This is a genomic window from Variovorax sp. 22077, from assembly GCF_052044195.1.
Taxonomy (GTDB): domain Bacteria; phylum Pseudomonadota; class Gammaproteobacteria; order Burkholderiales; family Burkholderiaceae_C; genus Variovorax; species Variovorax atrisoli.
In genome coordinates, this window is record NZ_JBQEQC010000013.1 from 158750 (window position 1) to 172966 (window position 14217).

A 14217-nucleotide genomic window follows, 5' to 3' on the forward strand; every position below is an offset into this window, starting at 1 on the left:
ACCCAGCCATGCAACCTTTCACGATCGTCAGTGGCGCAGCCATCCCCTTCATGCGCGCGAACGTCGACACCGACGTCATCGTGCGGATCGAGCGCCTCACCAGCCTGCCGAAGGACCAGCTCGGCCCGTTCGCGTTCGAATCGCTGCGCTACCTGCCCGACGGCAGCGCCGATCCGGCGTGCATCCTGAATGCGGAGCGCTTCCGCCACGCGCCGTTCCTGCTGGCCGGCGACAACTTCGGCTGCGGATCGTCGCGCGAAGGCGCCGTGTGGGCCTTGATGTGCCTGGGAATCCGCGCCGTCATCGCGCCCAGCTATGGCGACATCTTCTATGCCAACTGCTTCCAGAACGGCATGCTGCCGATCCGGCTGCCGCTGGACCGCATCGAGGCGCTGGCTGCCCGGTGTGCCGATGGTTCCGCGCTGACGGTCGACCTGCGGACGCAGACGATCCAGTGCAGCGACGGCGGTCCCCAACCGTTCGCCATCGACGCGACCCGCCGCGAAGCGCTGCTCGGCGGCCTGGACGCCATCGGCCTGACGCTGCGCGACGACGCCTTGATTCGCGCATGGCAGGACAAGGATCGCGTGCAGCGCGCTTGGGCCTGGAATTCAGTGCGCGCCTAGTTTTCATGCCTTCGACAACTTCCACCAACCCTCAGGAGACTTGCATGCCCACCCTCGACATCGCGGGCGACGCCCGCCGCATCATCGACGTCGTCAAGAACGGCGGTATCGCGCTCGTGCCACAGCACACAGGCTACGCCATGTGCGGCGCCTCGATGGAGCCGCTCAGGAAAATCTTCGATACCAAGCAGCGCGGCGGCCACAAGCGCAACGCCATGGCCGCCGACCTGGAGACGCAGCGCGACATGATGACCCTCGGCAAGCGCGAGCAGGAGATGGTCGAGGCGATCGTCCTCGACTACGACCTGCCGCTCGGCGTGATCGGGCCGTTCCGGGCGGACCATCCGTTGCTCATGAAGCTGGGCGACGACGCCTTGAAGGCCTCCTCGGCCGGAGGCACGATCGGCAACCTGCTCAATGCTGGCCCCCTGCACAGGGAGTTGACGCGGCTCTCGCGCGAAGAGCTGGTGCCGCTGTTCGGCTCGTCGGCCAACATCTCGGGCACGGGATCGCGGTTCAGGCTGGAAGACGTCCAGCCCGAGCTGCACGAGATCGCCGACATCAGGATCGATCACGGCCTGTGCCGCTATCACATGTACGGCCGCTCCGGCACGCTGATCAATTTCCAGACGATGCAGGTGATCCGCTTCGGCGCGTGCTACGACCTGATCGCGGACGTCCTCAAGCGCTGGTTCCGGGTCGAACTGCCGCGCGACCCCGGCATGGCCGCGCTGCCCTCGGGCCACGTCAACGAGTTCGCCTTGCAGAACGTCGCCTGAATCGGCCAGGGCAGGCGTGCAGCCCCGCCCTCGCCAGCCGCCTCGCCCGGAGCGGCGTCCACGCAAATGCCGGCGCGGGTGAGGAAGTGACGGTTGTCCGATGCGATCAGGTCGCCGTCGTGCTTACCGGGCGCGCCATCTGATTCGAAAAAAAGCGAAGGAGACAAGCATGGCTATCCATTCCCCGAAGCCGCCCTGCCGGGTGTCGCGCCGCGGCGTGCTCGCACTGGCTGGCGGCCTCCTGGCCGCGCCCTGGGCGCGGGCGCAGAAGTCCTCGTGGCCGCAGCAGCCGATCAAGTTCGTCATCGGCTACCCGCCGGGCGGCGGAGGCGATGGCGTCGGGCGGCCGCTGGCCCTTGGCCTGGAACGCCACCTGGGCGTGCCTGTGGTGCTCGACTACCGCCCCGGCGCGGGAGGCGCCATTGCCGCCCAGCTGGTCGCCAACGCGCCCTCGGACGGCTACACCCTCTACCTGGCGGACAACGGCGCGATCTCCGTGACGCCGGCCTACCGGGCCGTGGCCTACCGGCCGACCGACTTCAGCTACATTGGCGGCATCGGAGAACTGCCCATGGTGCTGGTCGTGCACCCCGATGTGCAAGCCAGGGACATCCGGGAGCTGGCGGCGCTTTCGCACAAGCGGCCCAAGGGGCTGTCGTATGCATCGGGCGGGGTGGGAAGCATCCCGCACCTGGAGGCGGAGATGATGCGGCTGGAAGCGCGCATGAACACCGTGCACGTGGCCTACAAGGGATCGGGACAGGCGAGCACGGACCTCATCTCCGGCGTGGTCGACTTCGCGTTCTTCGCTCCCACCGGCGTGGCGCAGCACGTGCAGTCCGGCCGCCTCAAGGCGCTCGCCGTCACCACGCGCCAGCGGATCGCGGCCCTGCCATCCGTGCCGACGGTGGGAGAACTCGGCTTTCCGTCGCTCGAGGCGACCTACATGAGCGGCGTGCTCGCACCCAGGAACCTGCCGCCCGCGGTGTTCGATCGCCTGGCTGTCGCACTCTCCACCGTGCTGGCCGACCCCGAGGTCGTGCGAAACCTGGAGACCAGCGGCCTCGTGGTGGCGCATCGAGCGCCGGCACCCGCTCGCGAGGCCTTCGAAAAGGACCTGGACAGATGGCGCAACCTGATCAAGGCTGCGAACCTCAAGCTGGACTGAACGCCACCGACGCTCAGCGCAGACTGCCTCCGTTCGAAGAGCAGCGGATCACGCCAATCATTTCAAGAGACAAGACGAGAGACAAGATCGTGCGACACACAGGACAGAACGCAGGGCGACGCGCCGCGCTGGTCGCGGCCCTTGCCGCGATGGCATGGCTGGTGCCATCCGCCGCCTGCGCGCAAGACGCGCCATGGCGCCCCGCCAAGCCCGTGACCATCGTGGTGCCCTACGCCCCCGGCGGCGGGACGGACACGGTGGCGCGTGCGGTGGCCCGTCAGCTCGGTGTGTTCTGGAAGCAGCCGGTGATCGTCGAGAACGTGCCGGGCGCCGACGGGCTCATCGGCACGCGCCGCGTCATGGATGCCCACCCCGACGGCTCCACGCTGCTGCTGCAGGTGCCATCCATCGCCTTGACGCGCTATACCCCCGGGCTGAGAGGCGTCGATCCGCTCCAGCGGCTGCAGCCCGTCACGGCGGTGGCCCAGGCCTCCAACGCGATCGTGGTGAGCGGCAAGATGCCGGTCAAGACGCTGGCCGAGTTCGTGGCCTACTGCCAGCGCGCAGGGCAGCGGTGTTCGCTCGGCACCACCGACAACCAGTCGCGCCTTCTCTCGCATCAGTTCGTCGCGGAGTCGAAGCTTTCCGATGCGGTCGTCGTCAACTATCGCGGCACCAGCGCAGTCGTGTCGGACCTGGTCGCCAACAACGTCAACCTGTCCTTCACGGGCATCGCGGCGGCACTGCCCCATGCCAGGGCGGGCACGCTGCGGTTCCTCGCGACGACCGGCGACGGGCGCAGCGCGGTGCTGCCCGAGGTGCCAACGGCGAAGGAGGCCGGCTTCGGGCAATACCGCTCGATCAACTGGTTCGGCGTCTTCGGCCCCCTGGGCATGCCGGCTCCCGTGACGCAGGCCATCGTGGCCGCGCTGCGCGACGCGGTGAAGGACGGCGACGTGCAAAGAACGATTGCGGCGGCGGGGGCGGAGCCCGTCGTCAATTCACCGGCCGAGTTCGCAGCGCAAGTGCGTGAAGAGAGCGAGCGCCTCGGCTCGCTCGTCAAGCGTCATCCGCTGGAGTGAGCAGGCCGGCTGCAGGCATGCCTGTGGCGGGCCGGTCCCACCCATTCGAGCCAGGGTGCCGCAGCAACCCGGTCGGAACGGTGCCGGGGGGGCGCCGGGATTCCAGACGCTGCGGAGACTGGCGTGTGCATGAATGCTGTCGCCGGCTGTCCTGTTGCTATCAACACCCGACCATCGACAGGCTATGCTCGCGCCTTCCAAAGCTCCCTGCCACCGACGTTGATGAAACCCGCGAAAGCCCAGGTCGAACTCGCCGCATCCCCCTTGCCCCGGGCGCCGGGCACATCGCTGCACCGCCAGCTCTTCGTGGTCCTTCGCGACGAGATCGTGCGCGGCGTGTATTCGGCTTCGGGGCTGTTGCCGAAGGAGGAGTCGCTGTGCGAGCGTTTCGGCGTCTCGCGCATCACGGTGCGGCGAGCCCTGGCGGACCTGGCCGCGCAGGGCCTGGTGGAGCGGCGGCATGGGCGCGGCACCTTCGTGCTGCAGGACCGCTTGCCGCTGGTGCGGGCGCGACCCAGCCTCTCCCTGATCGACAGCCTGCGCCAGACGGCGAGCGAGACGCAGGTGCAGGTGCTGCGCGTCGAGCGGGTCGAGGCACCTTCGGACGTGGCCGCACTGCTGCAGCTCGCGCCGGGAGAAAAGGCGGTGCATGCGCTGCGCCTGCGCAGCATGAACGGCACGCCGGTCATGCTGTCCGATGCGTGGGTGCCCGAACAGCTGGGCAAGCAGGTCACGGCTACCTCGCTTCGCAAGCAGGCGCTCTATGAGATCCTGATGGCCCAGGGCGTGAAGTTCGGCCGCGTGATCCAGGAAATCACGGCCGAGCTGAGCGATCCGGTCCGAGCGAAGCTCATGCAGACGGAAGTCGGAGCGCCCCTGCTGAAGATCGTTCGCGTGCTGCACGATCCCGCCGCGAGGCCGGTCCAGTACATCACCGTCACCATGACGCCCGAACGCAGCCGCATCCTGATGGACATCCCGGGTGAGACCGTCAACACGCTGAGCGCGGGTCAGTTCGTACACGAGGTCGCCGGGTAGGCCGCCTGCTGCGCGGCGCTCCTTTGCGTCGCTGCGGGTGTTCCTGGCCCTCAGTGCGCAGCCACATACACCGCGTGCGGCGAGGGGTCCGGCGCCGCGAAGGCCTGGCGCATGCGGAAGGCCTCCTCGGCCGGGCCGCGGCCGAACATGCGCTTGAACTCCCGGCTGAAGTGCGAAGGGCTTTCGTAGCCCACCTGGGCACTCGCCCGCGCGGCGGTGATCTGGTTCCTGGCCATGATCAGCCTGGCCTGATGCAGGCGGGTCGTCTTCAAGTACTGGATCGGCGACGTCGAGGTGATGGCCTTGAAATGGGCGTGGAACGAGGTGGGGCTCATGCCTGCCTCATCGGCGAGCTGGTCGATGTCGAGCTTCTTGTGGAAGTCCGCATGAATGGTCCGGATCGCCTTGGCGATCTTGCCGAAATGTCCCTGGCGGGTGAGCGAAGCCCTGATGACGCTTCCCTGCTCGCCGGTGAGAACGCGGAAGTAGATCTCGCGAACCAGGCCCGGCCCCAGGATCGGGGCTTCGAGGGGCGAGTTCATCACCTCGAGGAACCTGAGGACGGCGCGAGCCAGGCGTTCGTCCATCGGCGTCGACGTCAGGCCCCTGGGGGCCGCTTCCTTGGCGGAACCGTGCTCGTCGAGCTGCATCATGAGGTCGGCCGCGACCTTGAAGTCGAGGCGAAAGTAGATCGCCAACAGCGGCTCTTGCGCCGACGCGTCCGTGTCCATCGAGAAGGGAACAGGCACGGACACGGCGAGGTAGTGCTGCGCGTCGTAGAGATAGACCTCGTCGCCGAGGAACCCGCGCTTGCGGCCCTGGAGAACGATGACGATGCCGGGCTCGTAGAGCACCGGCGCGCGGGCCAGCGGCCGGTCGGACCTGAGGATCCGGACATCGGGAAGTACGGTGAGGTTGTAGCCCTCCGACGGCGAGAGCGGCTCTGCCAGCTCGATCATCCGACGCTGCATGTCCGGGATCTGCGGCGATTCGTTCGGGGCCTTGTTCGGCGTCTTGTCTGGCGTTCGAGCGTCGTTCATTTCGGTCGCCAATCTGCCATGGTGCGGCCTGCCAGTCCATGGGTTTGTGGTTTTAGGCAAGCCAAGCGTGCGACCTGGCATTTCGGGTCTGCTCTCCGGCTCCTAGGATCGATCGATCTTCCAAGGAGCCGAACATGAGCCACACCGCACGCAAAACCTTCCTCGTCACGGGAGTCACTTCGGGATTCGGAAAGGCATTCGCCGCAGCCGCCCTTGCCGAGGGGCACACGGTCCTCGGGACCGTGAGGAACGAGGGCAGCGTGGCGGCATTCGAGCAAAGCGCTCCCGGACGTGCGCATGCCGTCGTGCTCGACGTCACCGACTTCGACGCGGTCGAAAGACTCATCCCCGAGCTGCTTGCCAGGCACGGGCAGGTCGATGTGTTGGTGAACAACGCCGGCTATGGGCACGAAGGGACGCTCGAGGAGTCCAGCCTCGAAGAAATGAGGCGGCAGTTCGACGTCAATGTCTTCGGCGCCGTCGCGATGATCAAGGCCGTCCTGCCATCGATGCGCACGCGTCGCAGCGGGCACATCATCAACATCACCTCCATGGGCGGCTTCATCACGATGCCGGGGATCGCGTACTACTGCGGCAGCAAGTTCGCGCTGGAAGGCATCTCCGAGGTGCTCGGCAAGGAAGTCGCGGGCTTCGGGATCAAGGTCACCGCGATCGCGCCCGGGTCGTTCCGCACGCACTGGGCCGGCCGCTCGATGGTGCGGTCGGCGCGCACCGTCGAGGACTACGACGCGCTCTTCGATCCGATCCGGAAGGCCAGGCAGGCCAAGAGCGGTTCGCAGATCGGTGATCCGGCCAAGGCGGCGCGGGCGCTCCTGGCGATCGTCAACGCCCCGAACCCGCCTGCGCACCTGCTCCTGGGGACGGATGCGCTGGGGCTCGTGCGGGCCAAGCTTGCCGCGCTGTCCAGCGAGATCGATGCATGGGAGACGGTGACGCGGTCCACCGATCACGCGTGAGGCTCGAAGTGCTTCTTCGCTAGGAATGGCCGGCCGCTCCATCCTGCCGCAGCTGAGCCTCGATGGCCATCCTGTCGATGACGGACCACACGGCGATGATCCTCGTGTCGTGGAATTCGTAGAAGACGTTTTCCGAGAACGAGACCTTCACCCCGTTCACGGCGAGACCAAGGAAATTCGCCTTTGGCGTGCAGTCGAATCGAAGCCGGCTCGCCACGAACGGCGGCTGGCAGACCAGCAGTTCGATGTCGAAGCGGAGGTCGGGAATGTCGGTGAAGTCCTTCTGCAGCATCAGCCGATAGCCCCCGACCCCCAGCTGCCGCCCGTTGTGCCGGACTTCGTCGTGAACGTAGGCTCCGAGGTCGTCGAGGTCGCGCCTGTTCAGGCACGCGATGTAGTCCCTGTAGAGACCGGCGAGCGCATCGGCATTCATCTTGCCTCCTGATTCTGTAGGAACGGGAACGGTACCTCATGCAAGGGCATGACGCGTACGTGCGGGGTCGCGGGGGCGGGTGGATCAGATCCCGGCATACCACTCATAGCCGCGGTCTTCCCAGAAGCCGCCCTTGCCGCCGAACAGCGTCGAGAAGCCATCGACGACCTCGATGCGCATCAGGTACTTCGCCTGCTTGTAGCCGAGCTGCCGTTCGACCCGCAGTCTCAGCGGTGCGCCATGCTGGACGGGAAGATCCTTTCCATTCATGCCGTAGGCCAGGATCGTCTGAGGGTGGTAGGCATCGATCAGGTCGATGCTCTCGTAGTAGCGCCCGTTGCCGTCGAGCGTCTTTTCAAGCTCGTCTGCGCAGTGGAGCACGACATAGCGGGCGCCGGGCTTCAATCCTGCGGCGTCGAGAACATGGGCGAGCGGTACGCCCTGCCACTTGCCGATGGCGCTCCATCCCTCGACGCAATCGTGGCGCGTGATCTGGGTGCGGGAAGGAAAGCGTTTGAGTTCGGCGAGCGACAGGCTCTGGGGGCGCTCGACCAAGCCGTCCACCTGCAGCCGCCAGTCCGTGAAGCTTCCTTCCAGAAGCCGGGCGTACTCGTTCGAGTCCGGCATCTGCGTGCCGTTGGCGCGAAAGACCGGCGAGAGGTCCGCTTCGGTGTATTCCCGTGCCAGCGCGTGCCTGGAGAGCAGGGCCCTCTGGCCTGCCAGCGTCAGCTTCTCGGTCTGGCGCAGCAACGCATCCAGGTTGTCGTCTTGAACCAGGCGGTCGCAGCCGGTCAGTGCGAGGGCGCCTGCCCCCGCGGCAAGGCGCGCAAGGAAGTTTCGGCGCGAAGATTGCCGCGTCATGGTCTGACTCCTTCATCGGTGATGGCGTATTTGCCGTTGAGCATCGAGCGCACGTTGTTCCACAGGCCCGACGCGATGACCATCACGACGTGAACGACGACGAACGACACCAGCAGGAATGCGGTGACGAAGTGGATCGTGCGAGCCGACGCGCGCCCACCGAAAAGATCGGGCAGGAAGTGGAAGGCAGCGTCGAGGCCGGGCGACATCGTCAGGCCGGTCAGCACCATCAGCGGTAGCAGGCCGAACACCACCACGAGGTAGCTGAGCTTCTGCAGGGCGTTGTACTGGCGTGCCTTTTCGCCGCGCGCGAAGCGCAAGCGGGCGTGATCGAGGATCTCGTGCCACAAGTGCCGAGGTGCAAGCTGGCTTCCGTTCGGCAAGAGGTCTCGGCGGAAATGGCCTCGCCAGAATCCATGGGCCAGGTACAGCAGGCCATTGAGGACGAGCAGCCACGCAAAGAAGAAGTGCCATCGTCTGCCGGCTCCCAGGTCGTGGTACGAAGGAATGGTCAGCCAGGTGGGGAAGGCTCTCGGGGTCGCGCTGCCGCCTTCGTCGGAGACGCCGAGAAAACCGGTGGTCACGACATGGAGCGGGCCGATCTGGAGGAAGCCTTGGGACGCGCTGCCGATCTGCCTCGTGCCGATGGACAGCAAGGCTGCATCCGGGTCGGCGCCGTACTGCCCCCAATACAGCCGCGGATGGGCATTGAAGATCTGCAGCCCGCTCAGCAGCAGGAACGAAAGGCACAGCACGTTGAGCCAGTGCGTCGCCCGCACGGTGAGCGAATGCCGCCGTATGAAGCTTCGACGCGCAGCGGACGGCGTCGTGTCGGGGATGGAGTGTGAGGATGTGCTCATGAAAAAAGCATCCCGGCCGGCCAGGCGCGGACGCTGGCCGGCACGGGACTCCTTACATGGGAGGAACGACACCGTCCTTGCCGACGATCAGCTGGCCCGCTGACAGGCCGTCACCGCTTTTTTCCGCGGGAATGAACACGACGGCGCCTGGCTTGACGTCCTCTGGCGTTGCCGGCACCAGCGTGACGATCGGGGTGCCCTCGGGGATCGAGATCTTCTTTTCCTTGCCGTGGTAGTTCACCGTGACGGTGCTGCCGTTGACCGACTTGACTGCGTCGGCGACGGTGGCATTGGTCATGGTGCTGTTGGGTTTCAGGTCCCACCCATAGCTGCCTTCGCCCATGCCCTTGAGTTGCGGCGGCAGGATGAGAACTTCCAGGGCGCCGTCGCCGCCTTCGGAGCGGGGGAGCGATGCGATGCCCACGAAATCTCCCGGCTTGATGTCGCTCATGTTGGCCTTCGCGACCGCCGATGCCTTCCAGCCGGCCTTGAGCGTCACGGTGACCGGCTTTCCTTCGCGTGAGTTGACCTGCAGACGGTCGCCGCTGAGCGAGACGACGGTGCCGCGGATGCGCACCTGGTCGGCAGGGCCTGCGGCGACGGCCGCCGTGAGCGTGCCGATCGCTAGCAGCACGCTGGTTGCGCCTGCGGCAAGGAGCTTGGAAGCTTTGGGGAATTGCATGGTGATTTCCTGTGCGACGTGCGTCGCGGATGAAGGGCGCGTGGTGGATGGCATCGAAAGCCGCGCCGCAGAGGCTTCCGATGAAACTCTTATCTATCTACTAGTTGATAGACAAAAGGGTTAAAAAATGACTGTGCCAAGGGTCGAGGCCTGGCGGTCAGCGTCGGGCTTTGGGCGCCAGCAGCTGTTCGACGCCCTGCTGCACCACGTTCGCGAACGCGGCCGGATCGCCGTAGACGCGGGCTGCCAGCATTCCACCGTGGACAGTGGCCATGAGGGCCATGGCCTCGGACTGCGCATCGCTTCGCAGCTTGAAGGTCCCCTGTGCGGCACCGTCTTTCAAGACACCCGCCAACCACGTGGCGAGATCGCTGAAGTGCCCTCGGACCTCATCGGCGACTTCCTTGGGGATCGCGGGCAATTCCGACCCCAGCATCGCGCAGATACAGAACGGCGCCGTCTCGTCGCGGATGCACGTCTCCCAGTAGCCGGTGTATGCACGGATGCGGGCCAGCGGATCGGCGACTTGCTTCGCCAGCGCGGCCAGGCCTTCGCGACCTTGTTCACGGTATCTTCGCAGGACGGTTTGCACGAGTTCGGCCTTGCTCGGGAAGTGATGGTGGATGCTTGCCTTGCTGATGTGCACGGCCTCCGAGATGTCGGCGTAGCTGAAGCCGTTGTACCCCTTGGTCGCGAGGAGCCCCTGAGCGCAGTTGGCGATCTCGGCTGCCTTGGGAGAGAGGTCTGGAAGGTTCATGGCCTCAGTCTATCTACTAGTTGGTCGACAAGTCAAGGGCCCCGAAGCCCATGGCGTGTGCAAGGACGCGCCGTGGACCGATGCGGCTGCATGCAGCAAAAAGCAGTGGCGCAGCCGCCGCGAGAAGAGCGCATGGGATTCCTTTGTCGAGCCGACAGCGGCCGAACGTCAGCGCGGCACGGGCCTTGGAGCGGCCTGGATGCCCGACCTCGAAGCGACGACGGAGAGCACGGCAGCGAGGGACAGGCTGGCTCCGGTGCACAGCATGGCCGCGATCAATCCCTTCGCCATGGACATCGGGTCGGGTGAATCGCCCGCGATGCTGAAGAAGACGCCGCCGATGACAGCGACGCCCAGGGCCGCACTGATCTGCAAGGCCGAATTCGTGAGGCCGGCAATCATCCCCGAACCGGTCGCCGGCGCACGATCGATGACGGAGCGCACGAGGGTCGGCAGCGCCCAGCCCTGCCCGAAGCCGAGGAGACCGACTGCGACCATCAACGGCAGTTGAGCAGGCATTTGCGCGGGCGCCTGGGCCACCAGCGCAGCGAGGTACAGGCAACCCGCCACCTCGAACAGCATGCCGATCGCAGGAACCCAGCTGCCGAAGATGCGCACAGCCAGTGGTGTCGTCAAGGGCCCGATGAAGAAGCCGACGCCGAAGGGCAGGAACACCAATCCGGTCTCCAGGGGACCCAGGCCGAGCGCCGATTGAAGGTAGACCGAGAACACCAGGAAGAACGCGGAGACGACGTAGAAGAACAGCACGCCCGCGAGACCGCTCATCAGGCCGGGCATGCGGACCAGGTCCACGCTGACGAGCGGCACGCCGCCTCGTCGGGCGAATGCCCTCTCGTAGCGCCAGAAGCAGAGGCCGGCCAAAGGCATCGCGATGAGCATCGCGCATGCCCACCATGGCCACCCGCGCTCGCGTCCCTCCACCAGCGGCACGATCAGCAGACCCAGCGTGAGCGCGCAAAGCAGCACGCCGCCCCAGTCGATCGGCGCCGGGCTGTCGCCGCGGGCATCGGGCAGCAGTGGCAATCCTCCGATCAAGACGGCGGCCACCACCGGCAGGTTGATCAGGAAGATGATGCGCCATTGAAGGTTCAGGATGTCCGCGGAGATCAACGCGCCGCCCAGTGCCTGCGCGACCACTGCTGCGAACCCGACAGCGGCGCCGTAGAGTCCCAGTGCGCGTGAGCGCTCCTGAACCGGGAACAGGGCATGGATGGACGCCAGCCCTTGAGGTGCCATGGCCGCGGCGCTCAAGCCCTGAAGCACGCGCCCGACGATCAGCATCGAAGGCGAGGTCGCGAGGCCGCACAGCAGGGACGTCAGCCCGAAGCCGCTGATCCCCGCGAGGAACACTCGTCGCCGGCCGAAGAGGTCGCCGAGCCGTCCCCCGGTGATGAGGAACACCGCGTAGGCTGCGGCATAACCGGAAATCACCAGCTGCAGTTCCGCTGCGCTTGTGCCGAGGTCGCTGCGAATGGACGGCAGGGCGACGTTGACGATGAAGAAGTCCAGCGGGGGCAGGAACGCCCCCACCAGCAGCACCGCGAACGCCAGCCAGCGGCGCGTGTCAGAGTTGTTCGTCTGCATGGTTCGAGCTGCTGGAGCGCCCATCAGGCGGGACGGCCAAAGCGTTCGGTTCCCGCGACAGGAACCCAGTTCTGCAACGGCGTGGCGAAGTGCGTCTCGAACACGCGCTCCCGGAACGCCCACCGCCCGCTTCTTCGTTCATAGATGTCTCTGTACTGGCCGCTGACCTGCAGCGGGCCTTTCTCGATGTCGTAGAAGAGGCAATTCGCCGCGACCACGCCGCGGCCGTGGTCGCCGTCCACCGTGATCAGCGCATTCGCCATCCAGTGGTGCATGTGCGGCATGCGCCTCATGTTGACGCGCGCCTGCGCCAGGATGGCATCGAGCCCCTCCGCGTCTCCGTTCGCACCGAGCAGCAGCCGCGAGTCGGGGTGCCACAAGGTCGCGAGCAGCTCCTCGTTCATGGTGTCGAAAGCCTCCGCGTAGTTGGCGATCAGTGCATCGATGGCAAGTCGGCTTTCGATGGCATCCAGGCGTGCTTCAAGTTCTTTCGACATACAGGTTCTCCGTGGGTGGTTGGCACGAACCGTCCGTGATCGCACCAAGAAATATACCGATCAGTACAGAAATAAGGAAAAAAAGAGCAGCTCGTGCTGCGGGGAGGATCTGGGCCTTCTCAACGTCGGTGCGAAGGTCCCGAGGCCCGTCTTCGACCGGCCAGGTACCGTTGTCTACGCATCGCGCAAATTAAGTATCGATCGATACAAATATACGGATGCGGGAGACGCATGTCAACCGCGTTGAGCGTCGGCGAACGCGGAAGGCTCCGCCTTGTCCGGAATTTATGTATCGATTAGTATGTAAATTTTCGACTGGCGGAGATCTTCATGGCTCAAAGGGGCCGACCACGCACTTTTGACCGCGATGCGGCACTTACCTCGGCCATGCACCTGTTCTGGGAGCATGGCTTCGAATCGACTTCGTTGTCGCAGCTGAAAGCGGCCATCGGCGGGGGAATCGCCGCGCCGAGCTTCTATGCGGCCTTCGAGTCGAAGGAGGCGTTGTACAAGGAAGCGCTCGAGCGCTACATGAGCCTCTATGGCAATGTGACCCGCAGCCTCCACGATCCTTCGATCGCGCCGCGAGAGGCGGTGTACCTTGCGTTGCACCGATCGGCCAAGATGCAATGCGAGGCAGGGCATCCCAAAGGCTGCATGGTCGCGCTGGGCGTCATGGGCGCATGCTCTTCAGGCAGCGAGGCCATCACCGAACTGCTCCGGAACATCCGCAGCCGCACCCGCGCCGGATTCCGTTCGTGCGTGGAACGAGGCATCGAGAGCGGCGAACTGCGCCAGTCCACGAACGCGCCTGCGCTGGCCGCGGCTTTCGACAGCTTCTTTCTGGGCATCTCGGTCCTTGCCCGCGATCGCGTCCGGTACTCGGTCATCGAGAACGCCGTGATCGACGCCATGGGGATCTGGGATGCAGCGTCTGATCGATCGGATCCACGCCATTGATTTCTTCTCATCGCACTGCCGGCATCGATCGCGGGACGAGGGTGGCGGCGCAGGCTGGAGCCTGCCCCCTCCGATGCAGCCGGCATGAGTCGACTTCAGCAGCTGCTGCCAGGGCCTATGCTTCGTTGAAGGGCATCGGCCGCTCGGTGCCGTGGTAAGCGCAGACGCCCTGCGCCATCTGCGATTCCCAAGCGAAGCCCACCCCATAGACCGAGCGAATCCAGTCATGTGCGGTCGAGACGGTCGCCAGCTTCTTCCTGAGGTTCTTGATGTGTGTGTCGACCACGCGCTCGTTGACTTCCAGCGCTTCCGGAAATGCGGCTTCCAGCAGCTTGGAGCGCGTCATCACCTTGCCGGGCTCACTGGACAGCGCTCGCAGGAGGAGCGACTCGCGGCGCGTCAGCGGCAGGTGGTGACCGTCCAGGATCGCACAGCCGCGGACTGTGCCGAACGTGATCGGCACGTATGCCTGCTGCGCTCGCTGGCGCTGCGCGCAGCGGCGCAGCACGGTGTCGATGCGCACCGCCACTTCCCTGGGGAAGAAGGGCTTGCACACGTAGTCATCGGCGCCGAGCTCGAAGCCGCGCAAGCGGTCCGACTCCTGCGCGAGCGCGGTCAGCACGATGATCGGATGGTCGCTGCGCGCGCGGATCTTTTCCAGGATCTGCAGGCCGTCGACGCGCCGCAGCGCCACGTCCAGCAGGGTCAGCGCAGGCGGCGAGGTCAGGATGCGCTGCAGTGCGACCGCACCATCCTCGATGTGTTCTGTCTCGTGCCCGGCGCGGTGCAGTTCGTCCAGCAGCACGGAGGCGGCGTCGTGCCCTTCCTCCACCAGCAGGATGCGGCTCATCG

At 65.9% G+C, this 14217-nt stretch carries 16 protein-coding genes; 7 read left to right on the top strand and 9 right to left on the bottom strand.

The window, feature by feature from the left end:
• The first annotated feature begins 8 nt into the window (after positions 1-8).
• The 5 genes from leuD to ACTJLF_RS20055 all read left to right on the top strand — a co-directional run bounded on the left by leuD (position 9) and on the right by ACTJLF_RS20055 (position 4693).
• Positions 9-626: a 3-isopropylmalate dehydratase small subunit gene (gene leuD, locus ACTJLF_RS20035; protein WP_126186216.1), complete on the top strand. Its 618-nt coding sequence runs from the start codon at positions 9-11 to the stop codon at positions 624-626.
• A gap of 44 nt (positions 627-670) precedes the next feature.
• The gene (locus ACTJLF_RS20040) at positions 671-1405 is read left to right on the top strand and encodes a Sua5/YciO/YrdC/YwlC family protein (RefSeq protein ID WP_126186215.1); all 735 of its coding nucleotides are present in this window, start codon (positions 671-673) and stop codon (positions 1403-1405) included.
• 169 nt (positions 1406-1574) lie between these two features.
• Positions 1575-2573: a Bug family tripartite tricarboxylate transporter substrate binding protein gene (locus ACTJLF_RS20045; protein WP_440883785.1), complete on the top strand. Its 999-nt coding sequence runs from the start codon at positions 1575-1577 to the stop codon at positions 2571-2573.
• 89 nt (positions 2574-2662) lie between these two features.
• The gene (locus ACTJLF_RS20050) at positions 2663-3655 is read left to right on the top strand and encodes a Bug family tripartite tricarboxylate transporter substrate binding protein (protein ID WP_440883786.1); all 993 of its coding nucleotides are present in this window, start codon (positions 2663-2665) and stop codon (positions 3653-3655) included.
• A gap of 222 nt (positions 3656-3877) precedes the next feature.
• Complete coding sequence (locus tag ACTJLF_RS20055; RefSeq protein WP_126186213.1) at positions 3878-4693, top strand: GntR family transcriptional regulator; 816 nt, start codon at positions 3878-3880, stop codon at positions 4691-4693.
• A gap of 50 nt (positions 4694-4743) precedes the next feature.
• Here the strand turns inward: ACTJLF_RS20055 and ACTJLF_RS20060 are convergent, their stop codons facing one another.
• Positions 4744-5664 (bottom strand): AraC family transcriptional regulator, encoded by a 921-nt coding sequence (locus tag ACTJLF_RS20060; RefSeq protein WP_440883799.1) that lies wholly within the window; start codon positions 5662-5664, stop codon positions 4744-4746.
• Between the two features lie 203 nt (positions 5665-5867).
• Between ACTJLF_RS20060 and ACTJLF_RS20065 the strand changes: the two genes are divergently transcribed.
• Positions 5868-6710: an oxidoreductase gene (locus tag ACTJLF_RS20065; RefSeq protein ID WP_416492075.1), complete on the top strand. Its 843-nt coding sequence runs from the start codon at positions 5868-5870 to the stop codon at positions 6708-6710.
• Between the two features lie 19 nt (positions 6711-6729).
• Here ACTJLF_RS20065 and ACTJLF_RS20070 read toward each other — a convergent pair whose 3' ends face one another.
• The 7 genes from ACTJLF_RS20070 to ACTJLF_RS20100 form a co-directional block, all read right to left on the bottom strand.
• The gene (locus ACTJLF_RS20070; protein ID WP_416492074.1) at positions 6730-7143 is read right to left on the bottom strand and encodes an ester cyclase; all 414 of its coding nucleotides are present in this window, start codon (positions 7141-7143) and stop codon (positions 6730-6732) included.
• 84 nt (positions 7144-7227) lie between these two features.
• Complete coding sequence (locus ACTJLF_RS20075; protein WP_132752936.1) at positions 7228-8004, bottom strand: molybdopterin-binding protein; 777 nt, start codon at positions 8002-8004, stop codon at positions 7228-7230.
• Positions 8001-8864, bottom strand: a complete 864-nt coding sequence (locus ACTJLF_RS20080; protein WP_440883787.1) for a cytochrome b/b6 domain-containing protein — start codon at positions 8862-8864, stop codon at positions 8001-8003. The genes ACTJLF_RS20075 and ACTJLF_RS20080 overlap by 4 nt, the downstream gene beginning before the upstream one ends.
• A 52-nt stretch (positions 8865-8916) precedes the next feature.
• Positions 8917-9546, bottom strand: coding sequence for a hypothetical protein (locus ACTJLF_RS20085; RefSeq protein ID WP_126186209.1), 630 nt, complete (start codon positions 9544-9546; stop codon positions 8917-8919).
• A gap of 157 nt (positions 9547-9703) precedes the next feature.
• A complete protein-coding gene (locus ACTJLF_RS20090; RefSeq protein ID WP_126186208.1) occupies positions 9704-10303 on the bottom strand; it encodes a TetR/AcrR family transcriptional regulator in 600 nt (199 codons plus the stop codon).
• A 168-nt stretch (positions 10304-10471) separates the two neighbouring features.
• A complete protein-coding gene (locus tag ACTJLF_RS20095; RefSeq protein WP_126186207.1) occupies positions 10472-11908 on the bottom strand; it encodes an MFS transporter in 1437 nt (478 codons plus the stop codon).
• Positions 11909-11931: 23 nt separating this feature from the next.
• Positions 11932-12405, bottom strand: coding sequence for a nuclear transport factor 2 family protein (locus tag ACTJLF_RS20100; protein WP_126186206.1), 474 nt, complete (start codon positions 12403-12405; stop codon positions 11932-11934).
• A gap of 387 nt (positions 12406-12792) precedes the next feature.
• Here ACTJLF_RS20100 and ACTJLF_RS20105 point away from each other — a divergent pair, with 387 nt between their 5' ends.
• The gene (locus tag ACTJLF_RS20105; protein ID WP_240650232.1) at positions 12793-13365 is read left to right on the top strand and encodes a TetR/AcrR family transcriptional regulator; all 573 of its coding nucleotides are present in this window, start codon (positions 12793-12795) and stop codon (positions 13363-13365) included.
• A gap of 115 nt (positions 13366-13480) precedes the next feature.
• On the opposite strand, the gene ACTJLF_RS20110 is transcribed toward ACTJLF_RS20105, so the two are convergent.
• Positions 13481-14215: a response regulator gene (locus tag ACTJLF_RS20110; RefSeq protein WP_416492071.1), complete on the bottom strand. Its 735-nt coding sequence runs from the start codon at positions 14213-14215 to the stop codon at positions 13481-13483.
• Positions 14216-14217 lie beyond the last annotated feature (2 nt).